Below are 20,121 nucleotides of genomic sequence, written 5' to 3'. Positions count from 1 at the left end.
AGTTTGCAATTTAATACCAAGCAAGAAGAATATTTCTTCAATTTTGCTATATTTAATACATTAATACAACGCGTTCTGCCATCAAGCTGCTCGTTATATAAAGGAAGCGTGTGAAATATTATTTGTACTGCATATTAATGTGGCTCTTTATTTTCTCGCAAAATGCTGTGGCTATTAATAAAGAGCGAGAAGTAATTATCGCCGCGAGCGCATCAATTCCGCCCTACGTTTTTGCAAAAACAGACTCGGGTATACACCTAGGTTTAATCAAAGCCGCGTTAAAGGCTAATGGATCTGCCAATATTAATGTGCAATTTATGTCGAATAAACGCGCTGAGCATCAATTGCATAATAAAGGAGTAGATATACTTTTAAATTATGCAGGAGGAAGTAGTGCTGGTATTTACTCAAGTAAACCGGTACTTAGTTATGAAAATGTAGCCATTACACTCAAGCGAAATAAATATAATATTGATAAAATAGAAGGCCTGTTTAATAAAAACGTTCTTGCTTTTCAAAATGCAACTGCATATCTGCCTTCTATATTTAAAAGTAATTTTAAACACTTTAGCTCATATAAAGAGGTTATTAATCAAAAAGCGCAAGTAGATAAGCTGTTAAAAGGTTGGGTGGATGTAATTGTGCTAGGCAAGCGTATTTTTTACTATTACTACAATCAACATAAATCACCCGAAGCTGTGCAAATTTACACTTTATTTCCAAAAGCAGAGCGACCTGCGTATTTTAATAACCTCTCTTTAGCTATTGAGTTTGATATTGGTTTGGCGCTCATCAAGCAAAACGGTACTTATAAAAGAATTGTTGATGAAGGCCAAACCCATTCATCAATCAAATAACGCCACTGTTTGACGTGTAAGCGCTATTAGCTCACCGGATTGTGACCATATACAGCCATCTTCTAAACCATAGCCATCTTTTGAATGATGAGTGATTGCTTCAAAGCCAAGCCATTCGCCAGGTGATAAGTTTGGCTCTTGTACAAACTCTAAATACCATGACATGCTGCTAGCAGGAGCGGGTTGTTTAAACATTTGTAATAACGTAGGTGGCCATGCATCTGTTAATGCAATTACATGCGCTTCTGTTATTTGCTCTGGGGTGTGCTTAAAGCGCATCCAGCCCCCTAAGTGAGAAGTTTCTGCGCTGCTAAATGGCATGGCACCTTGTTGAGGGCATAAATCAACATGTTGAAAAAATTCAGGCATCTGGCCTTTAATAAAAGGTAGAGTTTGGTGCTCGTCTACCGGTTTTAACCCTAAAGACTTTGAAACAGGCACATTTACACCCGACTCTCTACTTTTAGCAAAACACGCTTGTACAATTACACACACTTGTTCATTTTGAATCGCTTTGGCAAGTACTTGTGTGCTGCTTTTACCTTGTCGTAATATTTCTACCGATAACGAAAAAGGAGTATCAGCTAGTAATGGCCCTACAAAATTTGTACTGAGTGAGAGTAGGCGACGATCATTAGATACTTTTCCTCTGATAGCTTGATACAACAGTGCGGCTGAGAGCCCACCAAAGGCAGTTCTGCCTTGGCACCAGTTTTCTGGAAATTGCATTGTGCTAGTTAATTGTTCGGTATTGTCTGAACTTCCAATTTTTGCAGCTTGTAGAAGTAATTGTTCAAAATGCATGAAGGTGTCCTTTTATAGTGCGATTTAATAAATTTATAACACAACCAAACTAGTCAGACCAGTAATTAAAAACGTCTCTGGCGGTGCAAAAATCACCATTCCTTACAATTATTAGGGTTATTTTGTAAATAAATCACAAAAAATGGATTTTTTTTCATTTTTACAGTTGAAATAAGTTTGGCGCATCCCTATTTACTATGTCATCGAACGTATTAACGAATATTGAAGTTGGAGAAGTTTCATGGGTAAAATTATTGGAATCGATTTAGGTACTACAAACTCTTGTGTTGCAGTACTTGATGGTGGCAAAGCACGTGTTATTGAAAACGCGGAAGGCGATCGCACAACGCCGTCTATTATTGCTTACACGCAAGACGGCGAAACATTAGTAGGTCAATCTGCTAAGCGTCAAGCGGTTACTAACCCGACAAACACATTATTTGCAATCAAGCGTTTAATTGGTCGTCGTTTTGAAGACGAAGAAGTACAACGCGATATCGGCATCATGCCGTTTAAAATCATCAAAGCTGATAACGGCGATGCATGGGTAGAAGCGGGTGGCGAAAAACGCGCTGCACCACAAATTTCTGCTGAAGTACTGAAAAAAATGAAGAAAACGGCAGAGGACTTCTTAGGTGAAGAAGTAACTGAAGCTGTAATCACAGTACCTGCATACTTTAACGATTCACAACGTCAAGCAACGAAAGATGCTGGCCGTATTGCGGGTCTTGAAGTTAAGCGTATTATCAATGAGCCAACTGCTGCGGCACTTGCTTACGGTATGGATAAAAACCGTGGCGAAAACATCGTTGCAGTATATGACTTAGGTGGCGGTACTTTCGATTTATCAATCATTGAAATTGATGAAGTTGAAGGCGAGCACACTTTTGAAGTACTTGCTACAAACGGTGATACTCACTTAGGTGGTGAAGATTTCGATAACCGTGTAATCAACTACCTAGTAGCTGAATTCAAGAAAGATCAAGGTTTAGATTTAAAAACTGATCCTCTTGCAATGCAACGTGTTAAAGAAGCTGCTGAAAAAGCAAAAATTGAACTGTCATCTGCACAATCAACTGAAGTAAATCTTCCGTATGTAACTGCTGATGCATCTGGTCCTAAGCACATGAACGTGAAACTAACACGTGCTAAGCTTGAATCACTAGTTGAAGATTTAGTAACTAAATCCCTAGAGCCACTTAAACGTGCACTTGCTGATGCTGATTTATCAGTAAGCGACATCAACGATATTATTCTTGTTGGTGGCCAAACACGTATGCCTTTAGTACAAAAAACAGTTGCTGATTTCTTCGGTAAAGAACCACGTAAAGACGTAAACCCTGATGAAGCAGTTGCAGTAGGCGCAGCGATTCAAGGTGGTGTACTTGCTGGTGACGTTAAAGATGTACTATTACTAGACGTTTCTCCATTATCTCTAGGTATTGAGACTATGGGTTCAGTAATGACTGCATTAATTGAGAAAAACACGACGATTCCTACTAAGAAGTCGCAAACATTCTCAACAGCTGAAGATAACCAATCTGCTGTAACAATTCACGTGTTACAAGGTGAGCGTAAACGTTCAAGCGACAATAAATCTCTAGGTCAATTTAACCTAGAAGGTATTCGCCCAGCACAACGTGGTACACCGCAAATCGAAGTAACATTCGATGTTGATGCCGATGGTATCTTACATGTATCTGCGAAAGATAAAGATACAGGTAAAGAGCAAAAAATCACAATTCAAGCATCTTCAGGCCTAAGCGATGAAGAAGTTGAAAAAATGGTTCGTGATGCAGAAGCACATGCTGAAGACGATAAAAAGTTTGAAGAACTTGTAGCTGCTCGTAACCAAGCTGATGCTCTAGTACACGGTACTCGTAAGCAAATTGAAGAAGCTGGCGATGCATTACCAAGCGAAGACAAAGAAGCGATTGAAGCGGCTGTTGTAGATTTAGAAGCTGCTATTAAGAGCGATAACAAAGAAGAGATTGAAGCTAAAACTCAAGCTCTTGCTGAAAAGTCTCAAAAACTAATGGAAATTGCACAAGCGAAAGCACAGCAAGGTTCAGCAGATGCAGGCGAGCAACAGCAATCAGCTAAGCAAGACGACGACGTTGTTGATGCAGAGTTCGAAGAAGTGAAAGACGACAAGTAATTGTTGCTAACGCTTCTCGCTAGCCAAAAACACTTAACTCAATCGAGTGTTTAGGTTAGGATGAACAATTGAGGCGCGCGAGCAATAGCTTGTCGCGCCTTTTGCATGTATTTAAGGTTTAAAAATTCAATGATAAATCGATGCGATTTATCGGTTTATCCAGCAGCTCACGCTGCAAACAGAAAAGAGTAGTGTGATAGATATGTCAAAACGCGATTATTACGAAGCCCTCGGCGTAAGCAAAGATGCGAGTGAGCGAGACATAAAAAAAGCGTATAAACGCTTAGCGATGAAATATCATCCAGATCGTACCGCAGGCGATAAAGAGCTTGAAACTAAATTTAAAGAAGTTAAAGAAGCTTACGAGATTTTAACCGATCCTCAAAAACGCCAAATGTATGACCAACATGGTCACGCGGCATTTGAGCAAGGCGGTGGCGGTGGTCATGGCGGCTTTGGTGGCGGTCATGGCGATTTTGGTGATGTATTTGGTGACGTATTTGGCGATATTTTTGGTGGCGGCGGTGGTCGACGTCAATCTCGTCAACAACGTGGTTCTGACTTACGTTACAACATGGACTTGAGCTTAGAAGAAGCGGTTCGTGGTAAAGAAGTTGAAATTAAAGTGCCAACATGGGTGGGTTGTGAGCCGTGTGATGGCAGTGGTGCTAAAGCAGGTTCTAAGCCTAAAACATGTACTACGTGTCATGGTGCTGGCCAAGTACAAATGCGCCAAGGTTTCTTTGCTGTTCAGCAAACGTGTCCAACGTGTCAGGGACAAGGTCAGATTATTTCAGACCCTTGTAACAAATGTCATGGTCAGGGCCGCGTAGAAAAAACTAAAACGCTTTCAGTTAAAATTCCAGCTGGCGTTGATACTGGAGACCGTATCCGCTTAACTGGTGAAGGTGAAGCCGGAATGCACGGCGCGCCATCTGGCGACTTGTACGTGCAAGTATCTGTTCGCGAACATGAAATATTTGTACGTGAAGCAAATAATTTATACTGTGAAGTACCAATTAGCTTTACAACAGCCGGTCTTGGTGGCGAAATTCAGGTGCCAACACTTGATGGTCGTGCAAAACTTAAAATACCTTCTGAAACGCAAACGGGCAAAATGTTCCGTATGCGTGGCAAAGGCGTTAAGTCTGTTCGAAGTGGTGCCCAAGGCGATCTAATTTGTAAGGTAGTAATCGAAACGCCAGTTAATCTTAACGAGCGTCAACGTGAACTACTGCAAGAGTTAGATGAAAGTATGGGTACAGATAGCTCGAAAAACCGTCCTAAAGAGCAAGGCTTTTTTGACGGTGTTAAAAAGTTTTTTGATGATTTAACTAAGTAAATTATTATTAATAATGAAACGGCGCTTTTTAGCGTCGTTTTTTTTGCTTTAAATTTTATTTTTGTTACTGTTAAAAAAAACACGATTAAATAGTATGACCCCAGCAATCGAATTACTTAAAAAACAAAAAATCCCCTTTGAAGTACTCAGTTACGAACACGATGCAGGTAATAGTCAATATGGGCTTGAAGCTGTTGAAAAGTTAAATTTAGATAGCGCCCAAGTATATAAAACTCTCGTTCTTGAAACGCATGAAAGGCAGCTAATTGTTGCTGTTACTCCTGTGTCGCAACAAGTTAACTTAAAACAGTTAGCAAAATTATGTGGTGCCAAAAAAGTAGCCATGGCTGCCCCGCAAAAAGTTCAAGCTAGCACTGGTTATATTTTAGGTGGAGTAAGTCCACTTGGGCAAAAAAAACGCTTAGCTACGTTTATTCATAGTAGTGCTTCACTTTTTGATACTATTTATGTGAGCGCCGGAAAGCGAGGTTTAGAAATCGCACTCTCCCCAACTAATTTAGCGGCGTTAACTGACGCTAAATTTGGCGATTTATAGCCTTTATTTTTAAAATTATTCTCCATAAAGGCAATTAACTCAAGTTAAGCAATTTGCTCAATACCTTATTTGTAACTACATTGAGAGTATCTTTATACCGTTAATATTTAATACCAAACGGTATTACACATTTTGTATACGGCTGTTTGTATGAACCTTTTAGATGTAGATTATTTTGCAATACTGGTGGCTGCACTGTCTTCTTTTATGCTTGGCGGCATATGGTACTCAAAAGCACTCTTTAAAAACGCTTGGCTAGAAAGTATTGGCTTAACTGACCTTGATTTGCAATCAGCCAATCCCAAGTTGATATTTGGCGGCAGCTTCTTTTTAGTATTTATAGCGGCTTTAATGTTGTCTCTATTTTTAGGTAAAGACGCAAGTTTAGTTGAGTGTGTAGGAACAGGCTTTGTGATCGGCTTTTTTTGGATCAGTAGTTCACTAGGATTAAGTTATATATTTGAGCAACGGCCTTTAAAACTATTTTTAATTAATGGGAGTTACTGTATTTTACAGTTTTCGTTAATGGGGCTTATCTTAGGTATTTGGCCGTAAGGGTTGAGTAGCCGTTAATGCCCAGTTTGATTCTTACCTGAGAGTAGAGTAGGTTTATATAATCGTATTTACATGATTTGGTAGCGGTATTAATGAAAATATTAGTTGTTGATGATATGCCGCTCATGCGTCATGTTTTAATTAATATGCTAAGAAAATTGGAGTATTGCAATATCGTTGAAGCTACAGATGGATTACAAGCTTTGGCTTTATTACGTGACCAGCATTTCGATTTGGTTATTACAGATCTTCATATGCCAAAAATGGATGGTGTTGATTTACTCACAAACATTCGAAAAGACAGAGCCCTTGCCGATATTCCTGTGTTGATGGTTACCTGTGAGGATAGTACAGATAAAGTTAAGCAAGTTATTGCAGCTAAAGTATCGGGGTTTATAATCAAACCTTTTAACATGAATGTACTATCATCTCAATTAAACCGCTTCTTTTTCAAAGATTAGGTTACATTTTTCATCATCATTAAATTATTATGAGCTCACTTTAGTATCCATACCGCGTAAAAATTTTACAACCCAGTGGTCACCTTTATCTACCTAATACCAATAAGCAATAATACCTAATCATTTTGCGAGGCTAAATGTGTCGCTCCCTGTGTTAAAAAATTCTCATTTAGAACAGTTAAATAGCGAATTTTCGCCTAGCTATCAACACGTTTTTCTACCCTCTAAATAGATCACTTAATTAAACGAATTGCTATAAACTGGTATCATAAAGAATAATTTTTTATATAGTACAGCAGGACTTAATGGCAAAACCTAATAAAAAAGGCCCCACTAAAACGGTCGATATTTTTTGCTCTGCTTGTAAAGCTTCCTTATTTAAATATCGAAAAGGAGGCAAAGGAGCATTAGTTAAGTGTTTTAAAGAGCGTATTAGTCAAGACTTTACACACGAGCCCTGTATTTGCCCTAACTGTAGTCGGCCTTTTGCCCGAGAAGCGATTATTCGTGGTGCACCTGCCTATAAAATAATTGGTGGCAAAGTAACTTTTAAATAATTCAGATACAGTAAAATTTCTTCATACGGACATATGGCCTTGTTAGAATTTACCATATTGATAGAATCGCCCGGTTTGCTGTTTCAATGAATGAAAAAATACCCTCCCCATGGATCGGGCCAGTTTATTGGGTTATTTAAAAATGGATAAAGGATAGTTTCGTGATAGCACTCTTATTTGACATCATAGGTATGACAGGTACTTTTTTAGTAGTTGGTTCATTTTTCTTACTGCAGCTAGGAAAAACGTCTCCATCTAGCCTAACGTATAATATGATGAATTTAACAGGGGCGATTTTGTTGTTAATTAGCCTTTGTTATAACTTTAATTTAGCGAGCTTTGTGATAGAAATATTTTGGATAGCTGCTTCATTAATTGGTTTATACAAATACCTAAAAAACAGATCAGCTTTAGCTACAAATTAATAACGTATTAATTTTGTTCTAAACCTTAAACACTGCAAGCACAACTGTTTGCGGTGTTTTTTGTTTTTGGGACTAAATTTAATTAACAAGTATAATTAAATTCATTTGTTAACAAAAAGTTTATATCCCTGCCTTATATAAGTCGTTACACTAGCGACCTTAAATTTTTAGGCTATTTCTCGGGTAGGCCATGTTTACGTTTTCTAAAAAAATAATTACAGTATGTATATTATTAGTATTAATTTTGGTTGTTACATTTTGGGTAGGCCGCGCTCACGATATTGAAAAAGCAACAGCTCAAGCGCAGCGTCAGGTTACTCAATTAAATAATTACATTGATACTGAACTCGCTCGTTTTTCGGCTATTCCCCAGCTACTTACTTATAATCAGTTAATGATTGAATTTGCAAACGGCGACCAAGCCCATTACAACGCTATAAATAACTACTTAGCTGATATACAACAAGCTAGCGGTGCATCAGATATATTTGTACTGAATGCCCAAGGCGCAGTAACGGCAAGTAGTAACTGGCAAGCCGATTACACATTTTTAGGCAGTAACTTTGCCTTTAGACCATATTTTAAGCGTGCATTTGCAGGTGAAAAAGTGGCCTATTTTGCACTAGGTATGCGCTCAAAAGAGCGTGGCATTTATTTTTCGCAGGCTGTTTATCACGACAACAAAGCGGTTGGTGTTGTTGTATTAAAAGTGAATGTAAGCAAATTTGAAAACGACAGAGAGCTTTTAAATACATCTAAAGGTAGCCATTTTTATTTAGAGCTTAGTGATAATGTAATTGCGATGTCTGATATGCAAACATGGCGTTTAAATAGCTTCAGCGAGTTTGATATAACAAAGCGACGTAATATAAAATTACGCCGTGCCTATTTAGATCATCAACCTGTATATATTAAGCAATTTCAATATAAGAGCCAGGGTATTTCGCATTTCAAAATTAATAAAAACCTTTATGTGAGTGCGACAAAACCATTGCGTTACTTTAGTGCACATATGAACGTACTTGTTGATATTACAAAAGTAAATTCAGCTCAATTAATACGCTTGTTTTGGGCATTTAGTATTTATGCTTTAGTTATGATTGTTGGTTATAGCTTACTTGCTCGTTTTGCGGGTTATAAAAAGCTCGTTTACTCTAGGCATAGTCTTGAACAAAAAGTGATTGAGCGCACACAAGAGCTTGAGAAAACGCAAGTTGCATTAGTTCAATCAGCAAAACTTGCAACAATTGGGCAGTTAAGTGCAGGTATTAATCACGAAATAAACCAGCCCCTTAGCGCTATGAATACTTACCTAGCAAGCGCCAAACGTTTACTCGCTAAGCAAAATTACACCGCACTTGGCGAAAGTATAACTGTGATTGAGGGGCTTGTAGGTCGCGTACACAAAATAGTGGGGCAGCTAAAACATTTTAGTAAACCATCACAAACTCAATTAAGGCCTTATCCGTTAGCTGGTTTATTAAATAACGCCTTGATGATTGCCAGCTCACAACTAAAGCAAGATAACGTACACGTAGAGCAGCCTAATTTAGATAGTGGGTTAATAGTGTGGGTTGATTCACTTAAATTTGAGCAAGTGTTGGTAAACTTAATAACTAACGCGAGCCAAGCTATGAATGGCGCAATAATACGTAAATTAAGTTTTAATGTTGAGTGTTTTGATAACCGAGTAAAACTCTCAATTTTAGATACAGGGCCTGGAATAGAGCAACATGCTTTTGGTAATATTTTCGAACCTTTTTATAGTACTAAAGAGAGTAACGGCTTAGGCCTTGGATTATCTATTTCAAAACAAATCATTAACTCGTTTAATGGCTCTTTAAGCGCGCACAATCGACTGCAAGGCGGGGCTGAGTTTATAATCAGTCTATCAAGCGCGCAGGATAATACAGATGATTGAAAACTCACCGTGTAAGCACATCATTGTAGTTGATGATGAAGCGATGATCAGAGATTCATTAAAGCAATTACTTACTCTCGAAGGCTACACAGTTGAGTGCTTTAATGATGCAAGTACGGCTCTAACAAAGCTTAATCGACGTTTTATGGGCGTTGTACTGAGTGACATAAATATGCCTGCAATGGATGGGCTAACTTTGCTTGAGCAAGTCACGGCATTTGATAGTGAACTGCCTGTTATATTTTTAACAGGGTACGCCGATGTAACTATTGCTGTTAAAGCTATGCAATTAGGCGCGTATGACTTATTTGAAAAACCAGTAAACGAAACATTGCTTGATTGCATAGCAAGAGCATGCGACAAGCGTAGCTTAGTGATTCAAAATCGTGCACTAAAACTTGCTGTACAAAAAACCTCAGCGCCGGGTGTACGAATACTGGGTGATACTCCTAAAATGCAAGATATGATGCATTTACTCAATACGGTTATTGATACCCCAGCTGATGTAATGATTGAAGGTGAAACTGGCACGGGTAAAGAGCTTGTAGCGCGTTACTTACACGATCAAAGTATTCGCTCAGCAAGTAACTTTGTTGCTATAAATTGCGGCGCGGTGCCTGAGCAGTTGATAGAAAGCGAGTTGTTTGGTGCTGCAAGTGGTGCCTATACCGGAGCAACTCACACTCGTAAGGGAAAGTTTGAATTTGCACAAGGTGGTACAGTTTTTTTAGATGAAATAGAAAGTACCCCAATGTCGTTGCAGGTTAAATTATTACGCGTATTAGAGGAGCGAAAAGTAACTCCAGTAGGTGATAATAAAGCAATTGAGTTAGATATAAGAATTGTTGCAGCCACTAAAGTAGATTTGCTTTTATTAGTTGAAAAAGGTGAATTTAGAGCAGATTTATATTATCGACTAAGCTTGGTAAAAGTAGATATACCGCCTCTTAGAGCTCGCAAAGCAGATATAGTATTACTGTTTAAGCATTTTAGCTCTATTGCAGCAACACGCTATCACAAGCCGCCAGCACCTCTTAATAGCGAAATACAACAGCGACTCTTAGCGTACGACTGGCCTGGTAATGTAAGGGAGCTTAGAAACCAAGCTGAGCGCGCGGTTTTATTAGGAGTAGAACTTGCTTTTAGTGTTAGCAAAACGCAGGCTAAAGGTGAGCTTTCTCCCGATTTAAGCCTATCTGAAAAAGTTGCTTTTTATGAGCAGTCGTTAATAGAAGAAGCCCTAGAGCGTAACCATGGCAGTATTAAAAATACGATGGATACACTGCAAATCGCTCGTAAAACCCTTTACGATAAAATGAGTAAATACAATTTAAACCGCGATATGTTTATTGACTAAATTGTGTGGTTTATGTGACAACTTCGTTTTTATGGTGTGTGGGAAACCGCACATTTATTCTCTTTTTTAAACGCAATACCCATTAACCGTCTGAAATGTAATAGTATTTTACCATTGGCAGTAAAGTTGCCTTATTAGGTCTGACAACAAGTAGATTCTAATAATTAGGACACATAATGATAAAGTTTACACACTCTACTATTTTACTCACCTCAATAAGTAGCTTAGCTTTTTACTCGTACACGGCTTGTGCTACTGAATATGATGTTTATGGTAAAGCCGAAGTACAAATTGCTAATACAGATACGGGTATTATGCGTTACGCAGAAGAAGGCACGCAGATTGAAGCGCCATTTTCGCGTATAGGTATTCAAGGGCAACACAAATTAAATGAATATTTAAACGTTGTTTTTAAATACGAAGTGCAAGTAAAAGGCTTTGAGCAAGATGACACCGAAGAGCCATTTAGTGCAAGGAATACATACCTTGGTTTAAAAGGTCAATTTGGCGAGCTTGTAGTGGGAAGAAATGATACTCGTTTTAAATACTCTGAAGGCAAAGTTGATAACTTTAATGAAACCCAAGGTGACATAGCCCAAGTTATTGCAGGACAAGATAGACTTGGTGATACGCTAACATACACTTCTAAGCATTGGCATAATACGCAATTTTCGTTTACTTATGCTCCAAAAGATGACAACAAAGATAACGAAGCTGGATTTGCAGCAACCTTTATTTATGGTGATCGTAGCTTAAAAAACACCTCATATTACTTATCATTAAGCCATGTTGATTCTCTCAATAATATTAATGCGAGCCGAATAGCAGCAGCCTATAAATTTGAACAATTACAGCTTGGTGCACTGTATCAGCATTCTGAATCAACAGATGGTATAAAATCAGGTAACGGTTATGTGTTAAGTGCAAGCTATACGCTTGATAAATGGGTACCTAAATTACAGTTTGCTAAAGACGACTCTTTACTTCGTCAAACTTCTGAGGCAACGCAATGGACTACGGGCCTTGACTATGTATTTGATAAGCAAACAACTGCTTACCTTTTATACACCGACCTTAATTTAGAAGAACAAGACGACAGCAGTGTTGCGCTTGGTCTTAAATACAAATTTTAGAGGCCTGCCATGACAGATAATATACTCACGCAAAAAACAGATAAGAAAAGACATTTCCAATGGCTTTTTTTAATACTTGGCCCATTAGTAATGCTATTAACATGTTTACTCGATCCACCAACGGGTATGTCTGTAGCGGCATTTAAAACCGCAGGTTTAGCATTTTGGATGGCATCGTGGTGGGTCAGCGAAGTAGTGCCAATTCCGGCAACTGCATTACTTCCTTTAGTTATATCTCCCTTAGCTGACATAGCAGCAATAAAAAGTGTGGCTGCGCCGTACGCACATCCTTTGATCTTCTTGTTTTTAGGGGGCTTTTTAATTTCTATAGCTATGGAACGTTGGGGATTACATAAACGTATTGCGTTAAGTACGATGTTGTATGCGGGTAAAAAGCCAAGCTTGCAAATTTTAGCAATGATGCTGGTAACCGCATTTTTGTCGATGTGGATGTCTAATACCGCAACAGCCGTAATGATGCTGCCTATTGCGCTTTCGATCACCAGTTTAGTTAAGCAATCAGACCCGAGTAATGAAGGTTTTGGTAAGGCTTTACTGTTATCAATCGCTTATGGTGCAAGTATTGGTGGTATTGCTACCTTAATCGGTACTCCGCCTAATGCTTTAATGGCTGCGTACTTGTCTGATAGTTATCAAATAGAAATTGGCTTTGCACAATGGATGATTGTAGGCGTACCTCTGTCTTTAAGTATGCTTATTATTAGCTGGGTTTGGCTTACTAAATTTGCTTATAAAGTAGATGCTAATGTTAAAAACGATCAAAAAATTGATACAAAAGCGGTGTTTTCAACGCAGTTAAAAAGCCTAGGTATAATGCAGCGCGCCGAAAAAGGCGTGTTATTTGTATTTGTACTTGCTGCACTTTGTTGGATATTTAGACCTTTATTAGGTGACATAACGGGTCTTAATATTTCAGATACTACTATTGCAATCGCAGCGGCATTGCTGTTGTTTGTAATGCCAGCGAATAAAGGCAGTGATGAGCGAATTCTTGATTGGCAAAATGCCTCACAAGTGCCTTGGGGCGTATTGCTATTGTTTGGGGGCGGACTTACGCTTGCATCTCAAATTAAATCGTCAGGCCTTGCTGAATTTATTGCTCACATGATTGAAGGCGCAAGCGCAATTCCACTGGTTATGAGCGTACTTGTTGTTGTTGCATTAATTACGTTTTTAACTGAGATCACAAGTAATACCGCAACAGCCGCAGGGTTCTTACCTTTATTAGGTCCTGTTGCTGAGTCTATAACAGGTTCACCGTTGGTATGGGTTATTCCTGCCGCTATAGCGTGTAGCTGTGCATTTATGATGCCTGTAGCGACACCGCCTAACGCTATTGTTTTTGGTTCAGGTCAACTACAAATGCGCGATATGATAAGAGCGGGTTTTGTATTAAATATTGTAGCAATTGCGTTAATAACACTGGTTACAATGACGATTGCAGCCCAAGTGTTTAATTTTTAACTATCCATTCAATTAGTTCCAACCAACCTATTACCAGAGTAGCTTTGTTTATATTTACAATTTAAACAAAGCTACTCTTTATGCTTATTTATATTGCCTAAGAAGCTCTTTTTTAGATAATTAGTGTTATTGCTCGAAAAACAGAACAAGGTTATAGTCGTTAATAACTTTAAAAATTGAGTAACCTATTTTGAGCACTGAGACATCACAGGCAATGCCTTTAATTCCCCAGTTTGATGAATTGCAAAAAAGCTTTCTCGAAACGCCTTACTTGCCAATTGATAAACGTCTCGTTTTATTGAAAAAACTCCGTGTACGTATTGTTGAACTTGAGCAAGAGTTAGTAGATGCTGCTTCAAAAGACTTTGGTTACAGAACCGCTTTCGATACCTTACTCGGCGATATATTACCTACAGTGCAAACACTCGCGCACATTATTAAAAAATTGCCAAAATGGGCAAAGCCAAGTAATCGCTCTGTGGGTTTAAGCTTATGGCCTTCAAAAGTAAGTGTTAATTATCAGCCCAAAGGTGTGGTTGGTATTATTGCACCGTGGAATTACCCGATTCAGTTAGCGTTAGTACCTGTGCTTACCGCCATAGCTGCCGGTAATAGAGTGATGCTTAAATTAAGCGAATTCACACCTCATACAAACGCCGTTATCGAAAAAATATTTAAAGATGATCTGCAAGCTCATTGTAAAATAATACTAGGGGGGAGTGATGTTGCAGCACAGTTTTCATCACTGCCATTTGCTCATTTATTATTTACGGGTTCTACGAACGTAGGTAAATTAGTAATGGCGTCAGCGAGTCGTAATTTAACGCCGGTAACGCTTGAACTCGGTGGTAAATCGCCAGTTATTATTACGCAAAATGCCGATATTAAAAAAGCGGCACAAGCCTTACTGTTTGGCAAAATGGCCAACGCCGGGCAAATATGCGTTGCACCCGACTACGTATTTGTACCCAAAGAGCTTGAGCATCAGCTTATTCAGCAATTATGCGAGCTGTATAAAAAGCATTTTAAAGACGGTGTTGAAGGGAAAAACTTAACCTCTATTATTAGCGATGCACACTATAAACGTTTAGCAACCTACTTAGAGCAAGCCCAAGAGCTTGGCGCAAACATTATTAAGCCACTTGAGCAAAACCAGCAAGACGAAGAAAAGCATCGTATGGGGCTGCATTTAGTGACTCAAGTAACTGACGAAATGCAGCTTATGCAAGATGAGTTATTTGGTCCAATACTACCAATAATGAGTTATGAAAAGCTCGACACTGTAATTGACTATATTAAAGCTCATCACCACCCATTAGCGCTTTATATTTTAGGCCAAGATAAACACGCTCAAGAATACATTATGAAGCAAACAATCAGTGGCACTGTGGCAATAAACGATACATTAGTGCAAGTAACTGCTGACGATGCTCCTTTTGGTGGTGTAGGGCATTCAGGAATGGGGCATTATCATGGTATAGAAGGTTTTTTAACGTTTAGCCATGCTAAAAATACGTTAGTATCGGGCTCGTTTAATCCTCGCATTGTTATGCTACTAAAACAAAGCAAACTTATTATTAAGCTTCTAAAGTGGCTTTACATAAAATAATAGGGTGCTGATTTGGTAAAGTTGAATAGGTTTTAACTTGCTAATCAAGATATATTAAAAAGGCTGAATTACATAACGTAATTCAGCCTTTTTTAGATTAGTTTAAAGCTACGGTCTTAAACTCTAAAATAAGACTTTAAAATAAGCGACCTTCGCCAGCATAGGTACCCACTTGTATTTTTGCATAAATGGCATCGGCTTTTTCTTTAGCTTCTTCAATTTCTTTAGGCAGCATTTTACGCTCATCAAGTTTACGGCTATGACTCGCTTGCATATTGCCGTTGTACTCAGCGATAGTATTCCAAATATATGACTTTTCTAAATCTTTTGGCATACCTAGTCCTTCAAAATACATGAGGGCTAAATTAAATTGCGCTAAAGAGTAATTGTTTGCAGCTGCTTTTTCGTACCAGTTACGTGCCGCTTCATAGTCTCGTGTAACACCCACGCCATTAGCGTACATTACGCCCAAATTAAATTGAGCTGCAGGTAAATTCTTCTTAGCTGCTTTTTCAAATAAGGTAACTGCCATTTGATGATCAAGTTTAACGCCTTTACCTTCATCGTATAAAACCGCTAGAGCAAACATCGAATCAGCATGGTTTTTTTTAACGCCTTGTTGATAAAGTGCAGCTGCTTTGCGGTAATCGCGTGTTACACCGTATCCACCTTCGTATAATTTGGCTAGTTCGTAAATTCCTGGCGCAAAACCTTTATCTGCTAGGTATTGGAATTCTTTTAGGGCGACTGCAAATTCACCTTCGTTAGCTGCTCTTATGCCATCTTCTAATGTTGCATGAGCAAAAGGGCTGGCAAGTAAAACGCCAGCAAGAACGAGTGCTTTTAAATTAAACTGTGACATATTAATGTCTCCAATTAGTAATAGTTTCGATAGATTTTAGAGCCAGTACATTTTTTAGGTTAAACACCCACTGCTATTTAGGCTCGCCCTTGAGGCGGTTTGCTCTTTGCTGCTCGGTTTTTTAATGAGCTTACTAAGCTACAAACTTTGCGCGGCGATTAAATAGCGCCTAGATAGAAAAAATTTTAATCCTAAAAGTTCAACAGGCCATAGTTAAATGCTAATTTATTAAATTTTTGCACTATTTGCACATTATAAACGTTTAATACCCAATACATTTATGTAAAGACTAGATCGGCTACTATAAATAGATGCAAAAAAGGGGTCTACTGTTATGTTTTACGCCAGCTTTAGTGTAAACGCAAGGTGGCACCTTATAAGATCGTGCGTATAAAATATAAATAACAGCGCGATGGACTTTCAAGGTAAGTAAATGAGTTTAAGAAGTGTAAGATACAGATTTTATAGAAAATTTAAAGATATAAAAAAAGCCCGTTAGGGCTTTTTTGAGTCATATTAACCGTCACTAATATGAGCAATGTAGCAAGTAAATGTGATATTTGGTGTTATTACTTGGGTCGAGTAAGTAATACCACGAAGCGGCACGTTCTTCTTTTAATGTGTCAGCATCCTTGCTGAATATCCTTCCATAGGCACTGAGGTCGGTACACTTTGTTTCTGATAATGATTATTAGTTAGATTAACGCGCAAGTCAATACTTAAATGATAATTATTATCAAATAGGGTTTTCATGATTATAAAATTTAAAATAAGGAAAGTGATGCTTAATAATCTTAAAGCTAAAAAAGTGATAAATGCATGCTTTGCTATCAGCATGGTATTTTTGTGTAGTTGTTCAGCCTCATTTACTTATAACAACTTGAGCTGGCTTTCGTCATTTTGGGTAGATGATTATATTGATTTAAATAAAACACAAAATAAGCAGCTCAAACAGATCATTAACACGACTCAAGCATGGCATAGAAGTACGCAGCTACCAGCTTACAAACAAGACATCCAAAATATTAAGGCACTTTTTAACAACACACTAAGCAACGATCAGTTAAAAGAGCAGGTGGTTTTTGCTAAAAAGCATTGGCAAAACTTACTCGAATACGCGCACATGCCTTTAGCAGAGCTTGGGGCAACCTTATCAAGTGAGCAAAGAGAAGAACTTTTAAACAATATTCAAATAAAAATTAACGACGAACGTGAAGAGTTTGACGAACAAACCCCGCTTGAGCGAAAAAGTGAGCGTTTGGAAGAGCAATTTGAATACTACGAGCAGTGGATCGGCAAGCTTAATAAACAACAAAAAGCGCTGATTAAATCAACTAATGAGCAACATCAAGACTCTGGAATGTTGTGGTTGGAATACAAACAAACCCGTTTGAATGCAGCCAAACAGGTATTTGAAAATGTTGAAATAACAAAAAAAGAATTTATAAATCAGTTGAGTACAGTTATTAAAGAGCGCGAACTATATATGAGCGACGCACTATTGAAAAGCAATGAAGCAAACTTAGATTTATATATAAATTTACTCTACGAATTAAACTCAACTCTAAATGATAAACAACGCCAAAGCGTTAATGATCAATTTGATGAGTTAATTGAGACCTTAAACGATATAATAGAAAATTAAATTGTGCGTGAATTATTAAGTTTTAAATTAGCTGTTTAGGCTGATTTGTTTTTAAACGCAAAAATGCTTTTTAAAGGGCAATATATGGTTACAGATTTGAAAAGTATCTTAAACACTTGGTATCCCGATAGGAATAACCAAGAATGGGTTTTAGCTACTTTGTACAAAATTGAAGGCTCTAGCTACAGAAAGATAGGCGCTATGATGCTTATTTCAAGCCTAGGCGAGCGCTTGGGGATGCTTTCAGGAGGCTGTTTAGAAGCTGACATACAACGCCATGCTAAACAAGTAATGAGTAGTTTAAGCAGCAAAACCATTAGTTATGATGCCACCGATGAAGACGATTTAACATTTCAACTTGGCATTGGTTGTGGGGGCATAGTACATATTTTACTGCAGCCCATTCATAAAGCTAATGACTATTTACAGTTAGAGCTTGTATCTAAAGCACTTAATGAGAATAAACCAGGGCGATACCTTCAACAAGTAAGCCCCATTTTGCCAGCCGGTAGTGGTGTATTTTCGCAAAATGATGAGTTGCATGGTTTATCAATGAACCGCAAAGCGCAATTGGTAGAATTACAAGGCGCTACGTGCTTGCAAACCTCTATTTATCCACCGCCCCATTTATTAATAGTAGGTGGTGGAGCAGATGCAGTTCCGGTTTATACATTTGCCAAACAACTTGGTTGGAGTGTAACGGTATGGGATACACGCGCGGCTAATGCAAAAAGACAATATTTTAAAAATGCAAATGCTATTTTGCGCATCACACCGAGTGAGTTAAAAGAATATTGCATAACTAATAAAGTCGATGCTGCTATTTTAATGGCTCACAGCGTTGAACTTGACGCCAGTACGTTGGCTCAATTTAAAGATGTACCGTTTAAATATATAGGGTTATTGGGTCCTAAGCACAGGCGTGAGCAAGTTTTAGAGCACGCAAATACGCGAGTATCACAAATTAAGTCTCCTGTTTTTGGGCCTGTCGGTTTAAATTTAGGCGGCGACTCGCCAGAGAGTATTGCACTATCGCTGATCAGCGAAATACATGCAGTGCTGTGTGATAAAGATGCCCAATCACTGAGCCATTGGGGGCAAGAGCCGTGCTAATTGCAAAAGTTGTTTTAGCCGCAGGTCAATCATCTCGCTTTAACGGCTGTAAATTAACAGCTGATATTGGCTTTGGCAAAACAATGATTGAGCATGCTGTAAATACACTGCATGCACTTGATGACACGCCGGTGTATGTAGTTACCGGGGCATGGCATAAAGAAGTAGCGCAAGCACTGGCAGGTTATAAAAACATAGAGCTGATTGAGAACAAGCAATGGAGCCAAGGTTTGGGTCATTCAATCGCGACAGCTTCTCAAACTGTGTTTAAAAATAAGTCCTTTGATGGGATTTTATTTATGCTTGCGGATCAGGTTGAGCTCAAAGTAGCGCACTTAAGTGAGCTAGTTACTGGTTTTACACGTAATCCATCGCGCTGGTGCGCAAACTATGGCGAGCGTTTAGGCGTACCCGCTATATTCCCAGCGGTTGATTTATCTCAGCTTGCAAGCTTAACTTCAGATAGAGGTGCACAGCAATTACTGCGCTCCAGCAGTGAAGTAGTCAATACAATTAGTTTACGTAGTGCGAGTTTAGACATCGATACTCAAAAGCAGCTAAGTAATTTTATAGCTAAAAATGAGTGAAAAAGTATTAGTAGGGCAAAATAAGTTTTAGCTGCGCTAACGCTTTAGTGCAGTGGTTATGGTATTTAGCTGTTAATGTAGCTGATGCGGTAACTATATGTGTTATGGATTAGTAGTTACAACAATCTTAACTGTTATAACCTGCGTTTAAATTAAACAATTTAAACGCAGGTTATAAAGCTTAATCAAGGGGCAAGCTATGGTGACGTTTACAATTAATGGCAAGGTGGTTGAATCACACGCAAGTGAAGATACACCATTGTTATGGGTTATTCGTGATGAAATTGGATTAAAAGGGACGAAGTTTGGTTGCGGTATTGCAATGTGTGGTGCGTGTACGGTGCATTTAGATGGGCAGGCAACTCGCTCATGTGTTTTACCAATTGGCGCAATTGCAGGAAAAAACATTACCACAATTGAAGGACTTAATAACGAACACCCACTTCAAAAAGCATGGGTTGAAGAGCAAGTACCACAGTGCGGTTACTGTCAGTCGGGACAAATAATGCAAGCTGCTACATTACTGGCAGCTAATCCAAGTCCTTCAGATGAAGAAATAGTAAGCCATATGAATGGTAACTACTGTCGCTGTATGGCTTATAAACGTATTAAAACTGCTATTCAACGCGCTGCAGATGAGTCGCAAAGTGTCGTAAATATATTTGATCCAAATGCACAAGACGCTTAACTGGAG

The 20,121-nt window shown here is 38.5% G+C and carries 19 protein-coding genes; 17 read left to right on the top strand and 2 right to left on the bottom strand.

What is annotated here, in order from left to right:
* Positions 1-110: 110 nt before the first annotated feature.
* The gene (locus H5120_RS03445; protein WP_182673600.1) at positions 111-857 is read left to right on the top strand and encodes an ABC transporter substrate-binding protein; all 747 of its coding nucleotides are present in this window, start codon (positions 111-113) and stop codon (positions 855-857) included.
* Here the strand turns inward: H5120_RS03445 and H5120_RS03440 are convergent.
* Positions 846-1,661 carry a thioesterase family protein gene (locus H5120_RS03440; protein ID WP_182673599.1) on the bottom strand — a complete coding sequence of 272 codons (816 nt, stop codon included), beginning with the start codon at positions 1,659-1,661 and terminating at the stop codon, positions 846-848. The genes H5120_RS03445 and H5120_RS03440 overlap by 12 nt on opposite strands.
* A 241-nt stretch (positions 1,662-1,902) precedes the next feature.
* On the opposite strand from H5120_RS03440, the gene dnaK reads away from it, so the two are divergent.
* From dnaK to H5120_RS03380, 12 genes are all read left to right on the top strand, one after another.
* A complete protein-coding gene (gene dnaK, locus H5120_RS03435; protein WP_002959064.1) occupies positions 1,903-3,819 on the top strand; it encodes a molecular chaperone DnaK in 1,917 nt (638 codons plus the stop codon).
* A 202-nt stretch (positions 3,820-4,021) separates the two neighbouring features.
* Entirely contained in the window at positions 4,022-5,161 is a 1,140-nt protein-coding gene (gene dnaJ / locus H5120_RS03430; RefSeq protein ID WP_002959065.1) for a molecular chaperone DnaJ, read from the top strand.
* Positions 5,162-5,255: 94 nt separating this feature from the next.
* The gene (ybaK, locus tag H5120_RS03425; RefSeq protein WP_024604031.1) at positions 5,256-5,717 is read left to right on the top strand and encodes a Cys-tRNA(Pro) deacylase; all 462 of its coding nucleotides are present in this window, start codon (positions 5,256-5,258) and stop codon (positions 5,715-5,717) included.
* Positions 5,718-5,867: 150 nt separating this feature from the next.
* Complete coding sequence (locus tag H5120_RS03420) at positions 5,868-6,272, top strand: DUF1761 domain-containing protein (RefSeq protein ID WP_024595561.1); 405 nt, start codon at positions 5,868-5,870, stop codon at positions 6,270-6,272.
* 92 nt (positions 6,273-6,364) lie between these two features.
* Positions 6,365-6,733, top strand: a complete 369-nt coding sequence (locus H5120_RS03415; protein ID WP_024595560.1) for a response regulator — start codon at positions 6,365-6,367, stop codon at positions 6,731-6,733.
* A gap of 305 nt (positions 6,734-7,038) precedes the next feature.
* A complete protein-coding gene (locus tag H5120_RS03410; protein ID WP_002959073.1) occupies positions 7,039-7,290 on the top strand; it encodes a hypothetical protein in 252 nt (83 codons plus the stop codon).
* 161 nt (positions 7,291-7,451) lie between these two features.
* Entirely contained in the window at positions 7,452-7,715 is a 264-nt protein-coding gene (locus H5120_RS03405) for a hypothetical protein (RefSeq protein WP_024595558.1), read from the top strand.
* A 190-nt stretch (positions 7,716-7,905) separates the two neighbouring features.
* Entirely contained in the window at positions 7,906-9,636 is a 1,731-nt protein-coding gene (locus tag H5120_RS03400) for an ATP-binding protein (protein ID WP_182671144.1), read from the top strand.
* The gene (locus H5120_RS03395; RefSeq protein ID WP_002959078.1) at positions 9,629-10,993 is read left to right on the top strand and encodes a sigma-54 dependent transcriptional regulator; all 1,365 of its coding nucleotides are present in this window, start codon (positions 9,629-9,631) and stop codon (positions 10,991-10,993) included. Before H5120_RS03400 ends, H5120_RS03395 begins: the two co-directional genes overlap by 8 nt.
* A 176-nt stretch (positions 10,994-11,169) precedes the next feature.
* Positions 11,170-12,126: a porin gene (locus H5120_RS03390; RefSeq protein ID WP_182673598.1), complete on the top strand. Its 957-nt coding sequence runs from the start codon at positions 11,170-11,172 to the stop codon at positions 12,124-12,126.
* Positions 12,127-12,135: 9 nt separating this feature from the next.
* Positions 12,136-13,611, top strand: coding sequence for a DASS family sodium-coupled anion symporter (locus H5120_RS03385; protein ID WP_182673597.1), 1,476 nt, complete (start codon positions 12,136-12,138; stop codon positions 13,609-13,611).
* 214 nt (positions 13,612-13,825) lie between these two features.
* Positions 13,826-15,220, top strand: coding sequence for a coniferyl aldehyde dehydrogenase (locus H5120_RS03380; protein ID WP_404936368.1), 1,395 nt, complete (start codon positions 13,826-13,828; stop codon positions 15,218-15,220).
* 136 nt (positions 15,221-15,356) lie between these two features.
* Here the strand turns inward: H5120_RS03380 and H5120_RS03375 are convergent, their stop codons facing one another.
* A complete protein-coding gene (locus H5120_RS03375) occupies positions 15,357-16,082 on the bottom strand; it encodes a tetratricopeptide repeat protein (protein WP_149593050.1) in 726 nt (241 codons plus the stop codon).
* Positions 16,083-16,863: 781 nt separating this feature from the next.
* Here H5120_RS03375 and H5120_RS03370 point away from each other — a divergent pair.
* The 4 genes from H5120_RS03370 (at position 16,864) to H5120_RS03355 (ending at position 20,115) form a co-directional block, all read left to right on the top strand.
* Positions 16,864-17,727 (top strand): DUF6279 family lipoprotein, encoded by an 864-nt coding sequence (locus H5120_RS03370; RefSeq protein ID WP_182673595.1) that lies wholly within the window; start codon positions 16,864-16,866, stop codon positions 17,725-17,727.
* 84 nt (positions 17,728-17,811) lie between these two features.
* Positions 17,812-18,840 (top strand): XdhC family protein, encoded by a 1,029-nt coding sequence (locus tag H5120_RS03365; RefSeq protein ID WP_182673594.1) that lies wholly within the window; start codon positions 17,812-17,814, stop codon positions 18,838-18,840.
* Positions 18,834-19,427, top strand: coding sequence for a nucleotidyltransferase family protein (locus H5120_RS03360; RefSeq protein WP_182673593.1), 594 nt, complete (start codon positions 18,834-18,836; stop codon positions 19,425-19,427). The genes H5120_RS03365 and H5120_RS03360 overlap by 7 nt, the downstream gene beginning before the upstream one ends.
* A gap of 199 nt (positions 19,428-19,626) precedes the next feature.
* Positions 19,627-20,115, top strand: a complete 489-nt coding sequence (locus tag H5120_RS03355) for a (2Fe-2S)-binding protein (protein ID WP_007582016.1) — start codon at positions 19,627-19,629, stop codon at positions 20,113-20,115.
* Positions 20,116-20,121 lie beyond the last annotated feature (6 nt).

This window comes from Pseudoalteromonas sp. SR43-2 (genome assembly GCF_014163885.1).
Lineage (GTDB): Bacteria > Pseudomonadota > Gammaproteobacteria > Enterobacterales > Alteromonadaceae > Pseudoalteromonas > Pseudoalteromonas distincta.
The sequence above is the reverse complement of the archived record's forward strand: the minus strand, read 5'-3'. Positions and strand labels throughout refer to the sequence as shown.

Excerpts from the sequence above, each read along its gene's own strand:
- H5120_RS03440 (WP_182673599.1), bottom strand. The coding sequence starts at position 1,661 with ATGCATTTTGAACAATTACTTCTACAAGCTGCAAAAATTGGAAGTTCA.
- dnaK (WP_002959064.1), top strand. The coding sequence starts at position 1,903 with ATGGGTAAAATTATTGGAATCGATTTAGGTACTACAAACTCTTGTGTT.
- dnaJ (WP_002959065.1), top strand. The coding sequence starts at position 4,022 with ATGTCAAAACGCGATTATTACGAAGCCCTCGGCGTAAGCAAAGATGCG.
- ybaK (WP_024604031.1), top strand. The coding sequence starts at position 5,256 with ATGACCCCAGCAATCGAATTACTTAAAAAACAAAAAATCCCCTTTGAA.
- H5120_RS03420 (WP_024595561.1), top strand. The coding sequence starts at position 5,868 with ATGAACCTTTTAGATGTAGATTATTTTGCAATACTGGTGGCTGCACTG.
- H5120_RS03415 (WP_024595560.1), top strand. The coding sequence starts at position 6,365 with ATGAAAATATTAGTTGTTGATGATATGCCGCTCATGCGTCATGTTTTA.
- H5120_RS03410 (WP_002959073.1), top strand. The coding sequence starts at position 7,039 with ATGGCAAAACCTAATAAAAAAGGCCCCACTAAAACGGTCGATATTTTT.
- H5120_RS03400 (WP_182671144.1), top strand. The coding sequence starts at position 7,906 with ATGTTTACGTTTTCTAAAAAAATAATTACAGTATGTATATTATTAGTA.
- H5120_RS03395 (WP_002959078.1), top strand. The coding sequence starts at position 9,629 with ATGATTGAAAACTCACCGTGTAAGCACATCATTGTAGTTGATGATGAA.
- H5120_RS03390 (WP_182673598.1), top strand. The coding sequence starts at position 11,170 with ATGATAAAGTTTACACACTCTACTATTTTACTCACCTCAATAAGTAGC.
- H5120_RS03385 (WP_182673597.1), top strand. The coding sequence starts at position 12,136 with ATGACAGATAATATACTCACGCAAAAAACAGATAAGAAAAGACATTTC.
- H5120_RS03380 (WP_404936368.1), top strand. The coding sequence starts at position 13,826 with ATGCCTTTAATTCCCCAGTTTGATGAATTGCAAAAAAGCTTTCTCGAA.
- H5120_RS03375 (WP_149593050.1), bottom strand. The coding sequence starts at position 16,082 with ATGTCACAGTTTAATTTAAAAGCACTCGTTCTTGCTGGCGTTTTACTT.
- H5120_RS03370 (WP_182673595.1), top strand. The coding sequence starts at position 16,864 with ATGCTTAATAATCTTAAAGCTAAAAAAGTGATAAATGCATGCTTTGCT.
- H5120_RS03365 (WP_182673594.1), top strand. The coding sequence starts at position 17,812 with ATGGTTACAGATTTGAAAAGTATCTTAAACACTTGGTATCCCGATAGG.
- H5120_RS03355 (WP_007582016.1), top strand. The coding sequence starts at position 19,627 with ATGGTGACGTTTACAATTAATGGCAAGGTGGTTGAATCACACGCAAGT.